Raw genomic sequence first — 15,760 nt, forward strand, 5'->3', positions numbered from 1 at the left:
CTAGTCTGGAACAATCGCGGGAGGGAGGGGCCGTGAGCCTGGAAGTCGCCCGGGTCGTTCCCAGCAGTTGTCCCCTGGACTGCCCAGACGCCTGCAGCCTGGAGGTGACCCTGCAGGGGGAGCGCCTCGCCAAGATCGAGGGAAGCCGCGCGAACCCGGTGACGCGAGGGTTCATCTGCGACAAGGTCCGACACTACGCGGACCATGTCTACGGTCCCGGGCGGCTCCTCGAGCCCGGGGTCCGGCGGGGAGCCAAGGGGGAAGGCCTCTTCGCCTCCGCCTCCTGGGACGAGGCGCTGGACCGGGTGGCGGAGAAGATGGATGCGGTCCGGCGGGAATGGGGGGGCGAGGCGATCCTCCCCTTCTCCTACGGCGGCTCCAACGGCTACCTCTCCCAGGACACGACCGATGCCCGCCTGTTCCGGCGGCTGGGCGCCTCCCGCCTGGCGAGGACCGTCTGCGCCGCCCCCACCGGGCGGGCGGCCCAGGGGCTCTACGGCAAGATGCCGGGGGTGGCGCTGCAGGACTACGTCCACGCGCGCTTGATCGTCATGTGGGGCGCCAATCCGTCGGTCTCCGGCATCCACCTCCTGCCCTTCGTCCAGCAGGCCCAGAGGGCGGCCGCCCGCCTCGTAGTGGTGGACCCCCGCCGCACCCCCCTCGCCCGCCGGGCCGACCTCCACCTGGCGCTGCGGCCGGGGACGGACCTGCCCCTGGCCCTGGCCGTGCTCCGCTGGCTGTTTGAGACCGGGGCGGCCGACGGCGCCTTCCTAGCCGCACACGCCACGGGGGCGGAGGAGCTGCGGCGGCGGGCCGAGCCCTGGACGATCGCCCGGGCGGCGTCGCTGGCGGGAGTGGCGGCGGCCGACCTAGAGGCCTTCGCCCGCCTCTACGCGGCGTCCCGGCCGGCCGTCGTGCGCTGCGGCTGGGGGCTGGAGCGCAACCGCAACGGAGGCTCGGCGGTGGCTGCGGTGCTGGCCCTCCCGGCGGTGGCGGGGAAGTTCGGGGTGCGGGGAGGGGGCTACACCCTCAGCAACTCCGGGGCCTGGACGCTGGACACGGAGGGAGCCGCCGCCGAGCCCGAGGTGCCGACCCGCCTCGTCAACATGAACTTGCTGGGCCACACCCTCATGGGGGGGGTGGATCCGCCGATAAAGCTTCTCTTCGTCTACAACTGCAACCCCCTCGCCACCATGCCCGCTCAGGAGCGGGTGCGGGAAGGGCTCTCGCGGGAGGACCTCTTCACCGTGGTCTTCGACCAGGTGCGGACGGACACCGCGCGCTACGCGGACGTGGTCCTCCCCGCCACCACCTTCCTGGAGCGGAGGGAGCTATCTCGGGGCTATGGAGCCCTCGTGCTCCAGGACGCCCAGCCGGTCATCGCGCCCTGCGGCGAGTCCCGCTCGAACCATGAGGTCTTCACCGAGCTCTGCCGCCGCCTGGGCCTGGCCCGGGCGGGCGAGCCCGAGACGGCGGAGGAGCTCACCGCGGCCATCCTGAGCAGCGATCCCCGGGAGGGCGAGCTCCGGCGGTCCATGCGGGAGGAAGGGGTGGCCTTCCCGGTGGGCGGTCCGGCGCCCGTGCAGTTCGTGGACGTCCTTCCCCGTACCTCCGACGGGAAGGTCCATCTGCTGCCCGAGGAGCTGGACCGCGAGGCGCCCCGGGGCCTCTACGCCTATCAGCCCGACCCCGCCACGGAGCGCTTCCCGCTCGTGCTCATCTCTCCCGCCACCCACCGCACGATCAGCTCCAGCTTGGGCGAGCTGTACTCCCGTCCCGTCCCCGTAGAGCTCCACCCCGACGACGCCGCCGCCCGCTCGATCGCGGAGGGCGACCCCGTGCGGATCTTCAATGCCTTGGGAGAGGTTCGCTGCCGCGCCCGCATCAACCCCGACCTTCGGGGGGGAGTGGCCTTGCTGCCCAAGGGCCTCTGGAGCCACAACACCGCGAGTGGCACCACCGCCAACGCCCTCGTTCCCGACACCCTCACCGACCTCGGGGGCGGGGCCTGCTTCAACGACGCGCGCGTGCAGGTGGAGCGGCTCTAGCCTTTCCCGGGCGGCTTCAAGCCGAAGACCAGGAAGTACTGGTAGGGCAAGAAGGTGTGCTCGCGCAGGAGCTGAAAGCCCGCCGCTTCCATCTGCCGGATCAGGTCTTCGCGGGCGATCTTGATGGACAGGGGTGGACCCAGGGGCAGCTCCCTCTTGTGGAAGTCGATCATGACCACCTGGCCGCCCGGGCGCAGCATCCTCTTCATGCGGGCCAGGTAGGCCTCCTGGTCAGCGATGTGATGCCACGTATCGCAGATGAAGAAGCGATCCACGGAGGCGTCCCGCAGCAGGGGATCGTCGGGCGCGGCCAGGATGGTCTGCAGGTTGCGGATGCCGGCGTCGCGGATGCGGCGGTTCATGTACACCGTCATGTCCGGGCTGATGTCGACGGCATAGACCCAGCCCGTGGGTCCCACCGAGGAGGCGAGGCGGAGGGCGAAGTAGCCGGACCCCGCCCCGACATCCGCCACCACCTCGCCGGCCTTGAGGCCCAGAGCGGCCACGACCTCGTTCGGCTTCTGGTAGGCATCCCGCGCCGGGTCCTCCAGCATCGCGATGTAGGCCTGGGCATCGCCGTGAAGCTGGCGCATCTCGTGGGGCGTGCGCGGCGAGGAGTCCTGGGCGGGGGCGAGGGACATGGGACCGGCCAGGAGCACGGCGAACGCGGCTCTTCGGATTGGCACGGAGCCTCCGATCAAGTTCGGGCCACGGAATGCACGGCCTCGACCAGGCGGTCGACTTCTTCCCGCGTGGTGTAGCAGGCGCAGCCGGCGCGGACGAGGCCGTCCTCCCCGTGGGCCAGGCGGCGGACCGCGGTGGTCGCGTAGAAGTCGCCGTGGGAGACGAACACCGCGTGGCGGGCGAGAGCAGAGGCGACCTGTCCGGAGGGGTGGCCGGCCAGGGTGAAGGCCACGGTGGGTGTGCGGGGGGCCAAGGGGGAGGGCCCGTAGAGCGTTAGGCCGGGGATCTCGCCCAGGCCCGCCCAGAGACGCTCCACGTGGGCTTGGCTGCGCTCATGGAGGGCCCCAAAGACCTCGAGCAGGGAGGCTCGGCGATCGCCACCTCCGGCCAAGGAGGCCAGGAAGTCCACCGCCGCCGCTGCGCCCACCAGGCCCTCATGGTTCTGGGTCCCCGTTTCCAGGCACTCCGGTGCGCGGTCGGGGGCGGGGGCGAGCTTGGGAGGGTCCAGGGCCTCGATCCGCTCCCGCCGGCCATAGAGAACGCCCACGTGGGGGCCGTAGAACTTGTAGGCGGAGCAGGCCAGAAAGTCGCAGTCGAAGCTGCGCACGTCGGGAAGCACGTGGGGTGTGTAGTGAACGGCGTCCACGAAGACGAGGGCCCCCGCCGCGTGGGCCTTCTGCACGGCTCCGTGCACGTCGTTGATCGTCCCCAGGGCGTTGGAGGCGGCTCCGATGGCGAGGAGCCGCGTGCGGGGGGTGAGGGCCTGGGCTAGGTCGTCCTCGTCGAGCTGGCCCGTCTCCGGCCGGAGGGCGACCACGCGGACGGTGAGCCCTCGCTCACGGGCCACGGCGCGCCAGGGGTCGACGTTCGCGTGGTGGTCCAGTTCCGTGACCACGACCTCGTCCCCCGGGCCCCATCCCCGCCCCAGGGCCCGGGCCAGGTGGAAAGTGAGGGTGGTCATGTTGGCCCCGAAGACGATCTCGCCCGGCGAGGCACCCAGCAGGTCCGCGAGGGTGGCCCGGGCCCGGGCGAGGGCGGCGTCGGTCTCGAGGCTCGTGGGGAAGTGCCAGTGCGTGTTCGCGTTGTGGTGGAGCAAGTAGTCGTCCATGGCCTCCACCACCACCCGCGGGACTTGGGTTCCTCCCGGCCCGTCGAAGTGAGCGACGCTCCGTCCCTCATGACGGCGCTCGAGAGCGGGGAAGTGGCGGCGGATCGCCTCCACGTCGGCCACCCTCCCGGTGGTGCGGTCAGTCGCGACTCTCATGGGCCTCCGTTCCTCCGCGCGCCCCGCGGAGCATACCCCAGCTCGTGGCCCCGGCCGCCCCCGCAAAGCCGCACTGCCCGGCCCAGTAGAGGAGGATGATCGGGATGGGAGCGGCGGGGAGGGGGGCGTGGAAGCGATCGAGGGCGATCAGGCTGTCGCTGGCCGCGAAGGCCAGGGCTCCCAGGAGGCCGATCCACTCGTCCGCGCGCGGAGAACCGCGGGCGCCGATGCGTACCGCCGCCCTCCACATCACGACGCAGATGGCCAGGACGTAGAGGAGGACGGGAACGGCCAAGGCGCCGAGGTTGGGCAAGAGGAGGGCGTAGATCGAGGCGCCCCACCCCGCAAACGGCAGGGCGCGGAGAATCGCGAGCCGCGGGGTGTCGAGAAAGAACCCGGTCGCGTAGGCCACGTGCGCGCCCAAGAAGGCCAGGAGGCCAGGCAGGAAGAGGCCGCCCTCGAGGAGGGCGTCTCCGACCGCGGAGAGACAGAGGCCTACGGTCACGGCGCGGGCGAGAGGATCGCGCCTTTGCGCCGCCACTGCCGCGGCCAGACACAGCACGGGGAGGGGCTTGGTCAGGAAGCGCAGAGCGGGAAGGTCGAGCCCCAGTCCGACCAGGAAAGCGGCCGCGGCCAGGAAGCCAAGGCCGGCGAGCGTCACACGCCACCGCATGGCGCGGTGATTCTAACGGACTTCACGGTCCTCCCGCCGCCCGCTCCATCTTTGGTGTAGGCTCGGGCCGCATGGACGCCTTCCGCAGCCTCTTCCGGCCCCTCAACGGGCCGCGGGCGATCGTGCTCGCCCTCTTCATCGGCCTCCTCGTGCTGTTCCGCCACGTACTCGTGCTCCTGGTGTTCATGGTGGCGTTCGCCCGCCCGCTGCGTCTGGCCTCGCACTGGCTGGCAAGCCATACCCGCCTGCGCCGCTCGGTCGCCCTCCTGCTCCTGCTCGCGTCGGCCGCCGGGCTCCTGACGGTGGCGGTGGACCTGGGGATGGTGCGGGCGTTTGAGGCCTTCCTGGCCGCGCGGGAGGCGCTACCGGAGCGGATCGCCGCCTTCCGGCAGACGCCGCTCTTCCTTGAGGTTCAGGAGTACCTGGGGGGAGCGGATCTCATCGTAGACGCCGCCAAACGCTATGCGGCGGGGATCCTCGGCTATTTGGCGGTGGTGGGCCACCTGGTCCTGCACGCCTTCATCGGCTTCATCCTGGCCGTGGTGTACGTGCTGGAGCAGGAGGAGATCGACGGCTTCCGGGACCGGCTGGACCCGCGCTCGCTGGGGGGGACGCTCCTGCGATGGCTGGGCTACTTGGCGGACGCGATTTCCGTCACCCTGCAGTTCCAGATGGTGGTGGCCGCGTGCAACGCCGTCCTTACGTTGCCCGTGCTTCTCTTGGTCGGCATCCCCCACGCGGCGCCCCTTCTCTTCATGATCTTCTTGTCCGGGATGGTCCCCGTGGTGGGGAACTTTGTGGCGGGGGCGGTCTTGACCCTGCTTGCCTACCAGGCCAGCGGCTGGCCGGGGGTGGCGACCTTCGTGGGCCTGACTTTCCTGCTGCACAAGGTGGAGTCGTACTACCTCAACCCCCGCCTGGCCTCAAGGCACGTCCGGCTCCCCGGCTTCGTGCTCATCATCAGCCTGATCCTCTGGGAGGACCTGCTGGGCTTCGTGGGCCTCTTTGTCTCCTTCCCCTTCCTCTATGTGGCCAGCCGGATCGGAGCGGAGTTTAGGGAGGAGGAGGGAGGCGCCGTCGCGCGGGCTCCGCAAGCCGCGAGCGCCGGCTGAGAAAGACGAAGGGGAGCTGCCCGGTAAGGCAGCTCCCCTTGTCCAAACGAAAGAGGAAGAACTACTTCTTGGGCTCGTCCTTCTTGGGCTCGTCCTTCTTGGTGTCGTCCTTCTTCTCTTCCTTCTTCGCCGTGGCCTTGGTGCTCTTCTTGTGGGTGGTCTTCTTCTCGTCCTTCTTGTCCGCCTTCTTGGTCTCGTCCTTCTTGGTGGGCTCGGCGGGAGTGGTAGTGGCCGTGGTCTGCGCGAAAGCAACGCCGGAAGCGAACAGGAACGCGATGAGCAGCGCGAACTTCTTCATTAGATTCAATCTCCTAAAGAGGGGTTGAGAGCAAAACAACCATCAACACCCTCTAGTCCAGCAAGAGGGATGCCATAGGATGGGTGTAGCTCTGGTCGGCGTAAGGCTCTATTGCTGATGACGTTATGGACTGCGACGGGGAAAGGAGGCCGAGGCAGCGGGTTTGCGTGCACGCTTCCGAACAGCAATGTGCACGATTTGGTGCACCCCAATCCGGAGCGCCGCGAGCGCTTCCGCTGCGCCTCTCCGTGACCGCATAGCCCCCGCTCCTGGATCGTGCCATGCTCTGCGTCGCCGGAGGATCCCATGAGCAGCCCCAGCCAGCCCATCGTGCTCGTGGCCATGGGGGGCCACGCCTTCATGCAGCCGGGCGAAGCGGGGACCATCGACGAGCACGAGCGCAACGCCGACGGCATTGCCTCCCTCCTCATGACCCTGGTCGAGCGCGACTACCACCTTCTGATCACCCACGGCAACGGGCCCCAGGTCGGCAACCTCCTCATCCAGCAGGAGGGTGGGAAGGAGGTGCCCGCCCTGCCCCTGGACGTGCTCGTGGCCATGACGGAGGGGAGCCTCGGCTACATTCTCCAGCAGAGCTTGCTCAACCACCTGCGGAAGAGGCAGATGCGCCGCTACGTGGTGACGGTGGTGACGCAGGTCGTGGTGGACGAGAACGACCCCGCTTTCAAAGAGGCGCACAAGCCCATCGGGCCCTTCCTCACCCGGGAGGAGGCCGAGCACCGGCGCGATCAAATGGGCTGGAAGGTCAAAGAGGATGCCGGGCGGGGCTGGCGCCGCCTGGTGCCGTCGCCCCGGCCCCTGAAGGTGGTGCAGCGCCACATGATCCGCGACGCGGTCCGAGCCGGCCACATCGTGGTGGCCTGCGGCGGGGGGGGCATCCCGATCAAGCAGCGGGCGGACGGCAGCTACGCGGGTGTCGAGGCCGTGATCGACAAGGACCTGACCTCGAGCGTGCTCGCCACCGACGTCAACGCCGCCCTGCTCATCATTCTCACCGCAGTGCCCCAGGTCTACATCAACTTCGGCAAGCCCGACCAGCAGGCGCTGGGCGCGGTCACGCTCGAAGAGCTGGAGCGGCTGCAAGGGGAGGGCCACTTCCCGGCCGGGAGCATGGGGCCCAAGATCGAGGCCGTGATCCGCTTCCTGCGCAGCGGTGGCCGCCGCGCCCTCATCACGAATCCCGAAAGCCTCCCCCAGGCCATCGACGGGCGGGCGGGCACCCACTTCATCGGGGGGATCTGAGGGAAGGCCGCTTCAGCTCGAGACGCGGATCAAACCCCTCAATCGGGCGTGCTGGGGGCCGCTCGGGTGGGCCCACTGGAGGCCGTAGCAGAGGGCGCCCGCACCGTTGCGACCGGTCTCGCCCCAGACGACGCGCCCGGCCGCCTGGAAGGGCTGGGGCTCGAGGGCGAAGCTCAGGCGAAGGACGAGGTTCTCTCCCACATCGAAGGCGCCGGTCGTCCACACGCAGGCCCCGGCATCCGAGATGTTGGCGACCACGCCGAAGGCGCGGGGCAAGCCTTGGTTCTCGATGACGACCGTGACCGCGCTCCTCGGGATCACGCGGAGCGCATTCCGCTTGCGCATAGCCTCCCGGCTCCCCTTTACCGACCGACCCGCCCCCGGGTCGCCGGGGTCGCGGTCCGCTGAAACGGCCCCGCCGCCGGCGAGCAAGTCGAGACTACGCTCGGAGATGGGTCGGGTCAAGCAGGGCCCAGCCGCCGATGCGGAGCCACGGGGCTCAGGGGCGACCACACGCCAGCACCTGGGCTTTAGCGCGGTTGGTGCTGAGCAGAAGCTCGTCGTCGCTATCCGGAAAGCGATTGCCGGGCGAACGCTGGAGCATCAGGTCTACGGCGAGCCGCTCACGCGGGGAGAAGTCGGATAAGTCATAGATTTCCGGGCCGTTAAACATCACATCCCCGACTCGTGGAGAGTGCCCGAGACCGAAGGTATGGCCCAGCTCATGGAGCACCAGGGGCAGGCGCAGAGCCAACTCCCGGCTGCGCAGGGCGACGGTCGCGCCCGTTATGGCGCCGCGGCTGTCGATCTGGCGGCGGGTCACGCCTCCCGCTCCGAGTTGCAGGAGCACGGGATCGTTGGGGTCGATCCAGGTGCTCACGGTAAGCGCCCCCGGGGGGGCAGCGTCGGCCACCATGTACGTCACCACTCCCTCGGTGGCCGTGGTCAGCAGCGCGGCCGCCTGCTTGTGGATCTCCAGGGCCGCGGGGTCGGACCGGATCTCCGCGGAGGGCACGACGAAGACGGGACCCCGGAGGACCCGAGCCAGGGGCTGCCCGGCGGAGGGGCACGTGGCTTCCGTGCAGTTGTAGACGAGCCGGGCCGAGTACTCCTCGTCCAGTCCGGTCGGGCTGACTTTCGGCCAGAGGCTCAACGGGCTTGACCGAAAGAGTGTCCGGCGCTCCAGGAAGCCCGAGGCGCTCGCATCCACGTCCGTGGCGCCGGTGGAAACAGCCAGGAGCACGATCTTCCCCTCCGAGTCCGTCGTGTAGGCCCGGCCGTCCACAAGGACGCGGACTCCCGCCACCGGCTGCTGGGTCTCGCCGGAGATGAAGCTCAGGGCGTGGAGGGCGTGGAGGGATTGAACGGCGGGAGCGCCGGCACCGCCGAAAACGGGGGGAACCGCGGCCGCCGGCGTGGGACCGGTGGGGCTGCCCCCGTGGCACGCGACGAGGCCGGACGCGAGCGCTAGCAACGCGACAGACTGCCTCATGGGTTCCCCCGGAGGTGACCGCAGCCCTCTTCGGACCTGACTTGCCCGCGTCCGGCCTCGGCCTGCACTAGTGAGCTACGGACGGGCCGAGGTTGGGGACGTGATGGAAGTCACCCCCTGGCCTCTTACGAGCAAGGCGCGGGCCAGGTTCTTGGAGCCGGTTCTGTCCGGAACAAGCGGAGGCGGGCGCGGCTTCGGCACCACTTCGTGTCGCCTCCCAGCCACATCGGCGGCGACGGACTCCCGCCGTGCCATAATCGGCCCCGGCCCCGCCTTGGGCAGCGAGGGGGACGGTGCTACATCGGAGTCGGCGCCCTCGACGTGCCGTTCACGCTTCCCGCGGCGTCCGCCAAAGGTCGGCGGGGGTCTCGACGCTCCGCGTGCTTAACCTCACGCCCTCCTGGCCGTAGCGCCCGGCATGTGGGCGAGTCAGGAGGCCACGCTACGATGAACCGCCGCCGAATCAAGTCGAATAAACAGCCCTGGGCGCAGCGTCTGCTCGCTCGCACCCGGGGGGGCGGGGGTCGCGTTCCATCAAGCGCTCCGGTGAGGGAGGTGCGGTCATGAGCCCCCGCGGCCGTCCGGCCGGCCAGGTGTTGGGCTGGGGTCTGCTCGGAACCGCCCGCATCAACCGCTCCCTCGTGCCTCCCCTGCGCGCCTCCAGCCGCAACCGTCTCCTGGCCGTGGCCAGCCGCTCGGCGGAGCGGGCGCAAAGCTACGCGCGGGAGTGGGAGATACCTCGCTCCTACCCGGACTACGAAGCGCTCCTGGCCGATCCCGAGGTGGACGTGGTCTACATCCCCCTCCCCAACGCGCTCCACGCTGAGTGGACCGTGCGGGCGGCGCAGGCGGGCAAGCACGTGCTCTGCGAGAAGCCTCTGGTGCTCTCCGCGGAGGAGATGGCGCGGGTGGAGGCCGCGGCCAAAGAGGCCGGGGTGGTGGTGACGGAGGCCTTCATGTACCGGCACCACCCTCAGACGGAGCGGATCCGGGCGCTCGTGAAGGAGGGGGCGGTGGGACAGCTCGGCCTGGTGCGGGGGTGTTTCACCTTCGACCTCACCCGGTCCCAGGATGTCCGCCTCCTCCCCGAGCTGGGGGGCGGCAGCCTATGGGACGTCGGATGCTACCCGGTGAGCTTGGCCCGGTTCGCGATCGCCGCGGAGCCGGTGGAGGCCTTCGGCTGGCAGCGGAGCGGTCCCTCGGGGGTGGATGAGGTGTTCACCGGCCAGATGCGATTCCCGGGGGACGTCCTCGTCCAGTTCGACTGTGGCTTCCGCTCGCCTTTCCGGGCGGAGATGGAGTTTGTGGGGACGGAGGGAGTGCTGCGCGTACCCTGGCCTTTCCGCCCGGGAGCGGACGCGAGCGTGATGCTGACGCGGCGGAACGGGGAGACGGAGACCATCCCCACGGGGGGAGGGGACCGCTATGCCCTGGAGGTGGAAGACGTCGCGGATGCGGTTCTTGAAGGCAAGCCCCCGCGGGTTATTCTGGGAGAGAGCCGGGGCAACATGGTCGCCCTCCTCGCCCTCCTCCGGTCGGCCCGGGAAGGTCGCCCGGTGCGGATCGGCTAGGCGCGGAGGCTGGCGGCGGGGATTCGCACCAGCAGGTCCGCGAGCTCGCCCCGGCTCTCGGCTCCAATCGTGAAAGCGTCCAGCACGGGCGAGGCGAGGGCGTAGGCGAGGGCCTCGTCCACGCGATGGCGCATTTGGCCCTGGCCGAGAATCTTCATCCCGATGACGCCCTTCCCCTTTCGCTTCATCTCCTCGAGAACGGGGAGGACGGTGCCGGGGGGCGCGTCCATGTAAGCCCCGATGGGATTGAACCGGGCCAGGTCCACGTCCACCCAGTCCGTGGCGGCGGCAGTGCGGAGGGCCTCTAGAGAATGGCAGGAGACCCCGTGGGCCCCGATCACGCCCTTCTCCTTGGCCTCGCTCAGCACGGCCATCGCCCCCTCCCGCCGCCGGGGCCAATCGCCCTCGGTCAGGCAGTGCAGGAGCAGAATGTCGATGCGGTCGGTCCCGATCTCGCGGCGGAACCGGTCGAGGTCGGCCCGCATCTCCCCCTCCGTCTGGGCTTCGGTCTTGGTCATGATCACGACCTGGTCTCGGCGGAGCGTCTTAAGGGCTTCCCGGGCGTGGGCGTGGGTGCCGTAGGTGTCGGCCAGATCCCAGAAGGTGAGCCCCTGGTCGACCCCGGCCCGCAGAAGCCCGGCCAGGCCGGAGAGGCCCAGCTGGCGCGATTGATTCGAGCTGCCGCCAAACCCATGGGTCCCCGTGCCCTGGGCCAACCGAGAGACCCGTATGCCCGTGCCCCCGAGGGCGACGATGTCCTGGGCCTGCCGCGGGCGCGAGGCGGCGAGGAGGGGAAGGCGGCCCCAGCCGATGAGGGCGGCGGCCGCGGTGCCCTGGCGGACGAAGTCGCGACGGTTCATGTAGCACCCCCTTGCGACGACTCTAGCACGGCTGAATGGCGGACTCGCTGCCCTGTTCCAGCTTGAGGGCGATGTAGGTGGCGGCGGCGGAGAATACCACGGACCAAACCAGACCCTGGGCCACGGACCGGAGGCTGACCTCCGGAAGCGCCCGGTCCGGCCCCACGACCGGCGGGTAGACCTCGCCCGCCCCCAGCTCGCGGAAGGCCTTGTCCGGGAGGCTCACCTCGTCGTCGGTCGCTTCCGGGCGGTGGCTTGTCGGCCAATGGCTCCCTCCGAGGCCTGGAAAACCGGCTAGGGCGGGTACTTCTCCATGACCGACTCCACCACCCGGCGCGAGAGGGTGTGGTAGAGGAGGCGGGCGGCGGCGAAGATTTCACGGGCGAGCGCTCGGGTGCGGGCGTGCATGCCGAGCGCGGTGTAGAGGGGGCGGAGGTATTTCATCCGGCCCACGCGGGTGAGGACCTCGCGGATGCGGTCGAAGGCGGGGGGGTAGTCGGATCCCGCGGCGATGGTCAGCCACTCCACCAGGATCTCGTAGTTGCCGCGGGCCGAGAGGCCGAAGGCGGAGTCCAGCCATTGGCAGGAGGCTGAGTCCAGCTGTCGCGGCAGGTGCTGGAGGTAGACGAGGGTCTCGCTCGGGCTCCAGCGACGCATCCGATCCGGAGCCGGCCGCGCGCCCGCGGGCCAGCCCTCGGCGAGGGCGGTCAGCTCCTCGAGGGCGGGGGAGCGGAAGACGGGTGCGTTCTTTGGGAGGCCCGCCTGATAGAGCCAGGTGTCGACCTCGACGCGCCCCGCCACCCCCGGCAGTTGCTCCTCAAGGAAGGCGATGAACTCCTCGGAGGTGATGGAGGTGAAGCGGAAGCGATCGATGTAGGCGCGTAGGAAACGGTCGAAGCGCTCCCGGCCGGCCGTGCGCTCGATCAGGGTCAGGAGGCGCGAGCCCTTTTCGTAGGGGATGGAGGAGAACGCGTCGTCGGGGTCGATGCCCTTGAGGTCGGTGCGGAGGCGCGTGAGCGGAGACTCCGCCCCGAACCGCTCCACCGACTGCTCGAGAGCCTTCTGGCCAATGGCCCAGCCGAGAACGGCCTCCGCCTCGCCGTGGAGGGCCTCGAGGATTCGGCGTTCCGCCCAGACCGTGAAACCCTCGTTCAGCCAGAAGTGGTCCATGGTGGCGTTGGTGACGATGTTGCCGGTCCAGGAATGGGCGAGCTCGTGCGCGACCACGTCGACGAGCGAGCGGTCGCCGGCGAGCAGGGTGGGGGTTAGGAACGTCATCCGAGGATTCTCCATCCCGCCGTAGGGAAAGGAGGGGGGGAGCACGAGCATGTCGTAACGGTCCCATTCGTAGGGCCCGAACAGCTGCTCGGCCTTGGTGAGCATGGCCTCGATTCCCGCGAACTCCCAGGCCGCGGCCTCCACCGTCTCCGGCTCCGCCCACACCCGGGAGCGCGGGCTCAAATCACGGGGCTCCAGGTGGCCCACGGCCAGCGCGAGCAGGTAGGAGGGGATGGCCTGCGGCATCTCGAAACGGAAGGTACGGGCCCCCGGCCGGGGCGCGGGCCGGTGGGCTCCCGGGGCCGCGGACATGACTGCGGTCAGGGCCTCAGGCAAGGTGACCTCTGCCTCGTAGGTCACCCTCACATAGGGGCTGTCCTGGAGGGGCACCATGGTGCGGGCGTGGATCGGTTGGCACTGGCTGAACAGAAAGGGGTGGCGCTTGCCTTCGGTCTGCTCGGGCGTGAGCCACTGGAGGCCCACCGCTTCCGGCGACGTCTCATAGCGGATCGCGACCTCGCGGGTTCCCGGGGGCAGCTGGAGGCGCAGGCGGCGGCCCAGGATCGGGTCGGGGTCCCCGAGGGCGAAGGGAACGCGCACTCCCTCGCCCGCCTCCACGGATTGGATGCTGAGCCCCTTGGTGTCGAGGTCGAGTTGGCCCGCGTCCGAGCCCGCCAGCTCCAGGACGACCACGCCCTCCAGGGACCGGCGCTCGAAGTCGACGGCCAGGCGCAGGCGGAGTCGGCGGGTTCTAGGCTGGTCCGAGTCGAAGTAGGAGTGCGGATCCGGGCAGGTCACAAGTGTTTGTCTCCAGAGTTGTCGCGGGGAGCGCGTCGAGTCTGGGGGCGTGCCGGTCAGACCTGCCCGCGCTTGAGCTCCCCGTCGATGGAGGGTCGGACCTCGGGCTTCAGGGGGGCGTCGGCGATGAAGCCCACCGTGAGCAACCCCCCCTCCACCGGGACGCGCCAGGCGGTCAGGTGCTTGCCGCTTAGGGGTACCGAGACCGAGCGGGTTGGCGCGTCCTTCAGGGCCTTGTCCATGGCCGGCACCAGCCGAGCCGCGATGGCTTCCACGCCAGGGGGGGGCCAGTCCCCGCTGAAGGCGGCGATCTGACCTTGAACGTTGATGAGGAGTGCGCCCCCGGCCCGGGCCAGAAAGAGGCAGTCCTGCAGGATCTCCGTCCAGGTGGGCGGCGCGGGCGGCAGGGGTGGCTCCTCGGCCATGGCCGACTCCAGGTCCGCAACGAGCTCGAGCTCGGGCTCGGCTTCGTGGGCGGAGGGAGCGGAGAGAGCGGAAGGGGCGGATTCCGCTTCGCCCTGTATGTCCGGCAGGTCGGGTTCGCGCTCCGTCTCGAGTTCGAAGACCGGGGGTGGCACGTGGGGCTCCGGCCGGGGAGGAGCGACAATCCGCTCCGGCTTGGGCGGCAGCGGGGGCTCCACCGCAGAGGGCTCCGGCTCGGGGGGGCGCGGGGCGGGCCTTGGGGCTAGCGGGACGTCTGCGGGGGGGGGCGCGGGGGCCCCGCTGGGCGGAGGGGAGGCGGGCCGGCCGAGGGCATCCCGACTCGCGGTCGGCTGACTCAGGCGGCGGGCGATCGCACGCGCCGTCTCGAGGTCAGAGGAGCTGCCGGGCGGGCTTAGCTTCATGGGGCTGTTTCTCCATTCCACGGAACCGGTCCATCCGTGCCTCGAGCTCGTCGGCTAGGAGCTCGAAGCGGCGCGCCTCGGGGATGGGAGACCCGCCTAGAAAGCCGAGGGGGAGGCCGCCCTCGCTCGCCCGGGCGAAGACCTCGGAGCGGGGCACGATCGTTTCGAGAGCGTCGGGAAAGCCGTTCCAGATCTCGCGCAGCACGGCCTGGACGCTGGGCTTGTCCCTCTCCACCATGGTGGGGAGAATGCCCAGGAGTCGCAGACGGGGATTTTCATTGGCTTGGACGTGCTCCAGAACGCGCAGGGCTTGGGTCATGGAGCGCAGGGCGAGAGCCTCGGTCTGGAAAGGCAAGAGAACGAAGTCCGAGATGGCCAGGGCTGCCCGGGTGACCATGCCCATGCCAGAGGGGGTGTCCATCAGGACGATGTCGAAGCCCTGTTCGACGCTGGCGAGCGCGTGCTCCAGAATCCCGGGGCTGGAAAGCTCGCGTTCATAGGAAGAGACATCGGTAGGGTCCAGCCGGCCGCGCGTCAAGAGGCTCAGGGCGGGGAGATGGGTGGCGGTGACCGCCTGCCTTGGCTCGGCCTGGCCCATGAGCAACTCGGCCAGCCCTTGAAGCTCGGCGTCGCCCTTGGCCAGGGACAATGCGATCCCCCCCTGCGGGTCGAGGTCGGCCAGAAGGGTCTTGCGGCCCCGGTCGGCTAGGGTGACCGCCAGGTTCAGGGCGACGGTCGTCTTGCCCACGCCCCCCTTCTGGCTTGAGATCGCCACTCGACGTGCCATCCACACCCCCTGTGCGCCTGCAGTGTAGCGCCGGGCGGGCGAGTCGTGAAGTGGATGGCCCCGAATTTTGGGGTTTCGTCCGCCCCACCTCCGAGGCGGGGGCGAGCCCGAGGCGGCCGGTCCGGCTCCGGGAGCCGCACCCAGTCGTCTGGATGACTCGTGTCAGATCAATAACTTGAAGCCAACCAATCCCGGGAGTGTGGCGTCTTTTCTCATTTGAGGAGTCGCGAGAGAGATCGACCCTCGGAGGTGAGCATGACCAAGAAGCATGTCGCCGGGCTCGTACCCGCGGTGACACTTTGCCTCGCCACGCTTGCGGTGGGGGCGTCATCCCGGCAGTCAGTCACGGTGGAGTTACCAGAGGCGACCGCGCTCAACGGCACCCAGCTGAGCGCGGGCACTTACACGATTTCATGGATGGGCGAAGGACCCGAAGTGGCCGTGACCGTGAAGAAGAGCGGGAAGGTCGTGGCCGAGACCCGTGGCAAGCTCGTGGACATCGGCCGCAAGGCGGAGGAAGACGCGGTGGTCGTGAGGACGGACGGAGGAGGCAGCAAGACCCTGACCAAGGTCCAGTTCGGAGGCCGAAAGAGCGCGCTCGTCGGAGCGCTTGACCGAACGCGACGCCCGGCAGCCGGTTGCGACCAGCAGAGGCTGCCCAAGGCTGATATGGAGTGACGGCTTGTCAAGCCCTAGCGTTGGGACTTGCCGTTTTGTTCTTGGCATTCGTTGTGTCCGTTGTCCGTTATCCGTTCCTCCTTCGGAAGACGAAGACGACGGATGAGGC

The 15,760-nt window shown here is 69.7% G+C and carries 16 protein-coding genes; 5 read left to right on the top strand and 11 right to left on the bottom strand.

The window, feature by feature from the left end; translation table 11 throughout:
- Positions 1-32 precede the first annotated feature (32 nt).
- The gene (locus VN461_07045; protein HXB54523.1) at positions 33-2,048 is read left to right on the top strand and encodes a molybdopterin-dependent oxidoreductase; all 2,016 of its coding nucleotides are present in this window, start codon (positions 33-35) and stop codon (positions 2,046-2,048) included.
- Here VN461_07045 and VN461_07050 read toward each other — a convergent pair.
- Genes VN461_07050 through VN461_07060 form a run of 3 tightly spaced genes read right to left on the bottom strand, consistent with a single transcriptional unit; the run spans position 2,045 to position 4,669 of the window.
- A complete protein-coding gene (locus VN461_07050) occupies positions 2,045-2,734 on the bottom strand; it encodes a methyltransferase domain-containing protein (protein HXB54524.1) in 690 nt (229 codons plus the stop codon). The two genes, VN461_07045 and VN461_07050, sit on opposite strands and share 4 nt — an antisense overlap.
- 11 nt (positions 2,735-2,745) lie before the next feature.
- On the bottom strand, positions 2,746-3,996 hold the full coding sequence (locus VN461_07055; GenBank protein HXB54525.1) for a cysteine desulfurase-like protein: 1,251 nt from the start codon (positions 3,994-3,996) through the stop codon (positions 2,746-2,748).
- Complete coding sequence (locus tag VN461_07060) at positions 3,980-4,669, bottom strand: lysoplasmalogenase (protein HXB54526.1); 690 nt, start codon at positions 4,667-4,669, stop codon at positions 3,980-3,982. Before VN461_07060 ends, VN461_07055 begins: the two co-directional genes overlap by 17 nt.
- Positions 4,670-4,740: 71 nt before the next feature.
- Here VN461_07060 and VN461_07065 point away from each other — a divergent pair, with 71 nt between their 5' ends.
- Positions 4,741-5,781, top strand: a complete 1,041-nt coding sequence (locus tag VN461_07065; protein HXB54527.1) for an AI-2E family transporter — start codon at positions 4,741-4,743, stop codon at positions 5,779-5,781.
- A gap of 61 nt (positions 5,782-5,842) precedes the next feature.
- Here VN461_07065 and VN461_07070 read toward each other — a convergent pair whose 3' ends face one another.
- Positions 5,843-6,079 carry a hypothetical protein gene (locus VN461_07070; protein ID HXB54528.1) on the bottom strand — a complete coding sequence of 79 codons (237 nt, stop codon included), beginning with the start codon at positions 6,077-6,079 and terminating at the stop codon, positions 5,843-5,845.
- A 306-nt stretch (positions 6,080-6,385) separates the two neighbouring features.
- On the opposite strand from VN461_07070, the gene arcC reads away from it, so the two are divergent.
- Entirely contained in the window at positions 6,386-7,342 is a 957-nt protein-coding gene (arcC, locus tag VN461_07075) for a carbamate kinase (protein ID HXB54529.1), read from the top strand.
- Between the two features lie 12 nt (positions 7,343-7,354).
- On the opposite strand, the gene VN461_07080 is transcribed toward arcC, so the two are convergent.
- Positions 7,355-7,687, bottom strand: coding sequence for a PilZ domain-containing protein (locus VN461_07080; protein ID HXB54530.1), 333 nt, complete (start codon positions 7,685-7,687; stop codon positions 7,355-7,357).
- A gap of 154 nt (positions 7,688-7,841) precedes the next feature.
- A complete protein-coding gene (locus VN461_07085) occupies positions 7,842-8,834 on the bottom strand; it encodes a hypothetical protein (protein HXB54531.1) in 993 nt (330 codons plus the stop codon).
- A gap of 563 nt (positions 8,835-9,397) precedes the next feature.
- On the opposite strand from VN461_07085, the gene VN461_07090 reads away from it, so the two are divergent.
- The gene (locus tag VN461_07090) at positions 9,398-10,405 is read left to right on the top strand and encodes a Gfo/Idh/MocA family oxidoreductase (protein ID HXB54532.1); all 1,008 of its coding nucleotides are present in this window, start codon (positions 9,398-9,400) and stop codon (positions 10,403-10,405) included.
- On the opposite strand, the gene VN461_07095 is transcribed toward VN461_07090, so the two are convergent.
- The 5 genes from VN461_07095 to VN461_07115 all read right to left on the bottom strand — a co-directional run bounded on the left by VN461_07095 (position 10,402) and on the right by VN461_07115 (position 14,973).
- Positions 10,402-11,265 carry an aldo/keto reductase gene (locus VN461_07095; protein ID HXB54533.1) on the bottom strand — a complete coding sequence of 288 codons (864 nt, stop codon included), beginning with the start codon at positions 11,263-11,265 and terminating at the stop codon, positions 10,402-10,404. The genes VN461_07090 and VN461_07095 overlap by 4 nt on opposite strands.
- 22 nt (positions 11,266-11,287) lie before the next feature.
- On the bottom strand, positions 11,288-11,491 hold the full coding sequence (locus tag VN461_07100; GenBank protein HXB54534.1) for a hypothetical protein: 204 nt from the start codon (positions 11,489-11,491) through the stop codon (positions 11,288-11,290).
- Positions 11,492-11,559: 68 nt separating this feature from the next.
- Complete coding sequence (locus VN461_07105) at positions 11,560-13,341, bottom strand: M1 family metallopeptidase (GenBank protein ID HXB54535.1); 1,782 nt, start codon at positions 13,339-13,341, stop codon at positions 11,560-11,562.
- A 56-nt stretch (positions 13,342-13,397) separates the two neighbouring features.
- The gene (locus VN461_07110) at positions 13,398-13,982 is read right to left on the bottom strand and encodes a hypothetical protein (protein ID HXB54536.1); all 585 of its coding nucleotides are present in this window, start codon (positions 13,980-13,982) and stop codon (positions 13,398-13,400) included.
- A gap of 172 nt (positions 13,983-14,154) precedes the next feature.
- Positions 14,155-14,973: a ParA family protein gene (locus VN461_07115; protein ID HXB54537.1), complete on the bottom strand. Its 819-nt coding sequence runs from the start codon at positions 14,971-14,973 to the stop codon at positions 14,155-14,157.
- 255 nt (positions 14,974-15,228) lie between these two features.
- Here VN461_07115 and VN461_07120 point away from each other — a divergent pair, with 255 nt between their 5' ends.
- Entirely contained in the window at positions 15,229-15,651 is a 423-nt protein-coding gene (locus VN461_07120; protein HXB54538.1) for a hypothetical protein, read from the top strand.
- Positions 15,652-15,760 lie beyond the last annotated feature (109 nt).

It is taken from the genome of Vicinamibacteria bacterium (assembly GCA_035570235.1).
Lineage (GTDB): Bacteria > Acidobacteriota > Vicinamibacteria > Fen-336 > Fen-336 > DATMML01.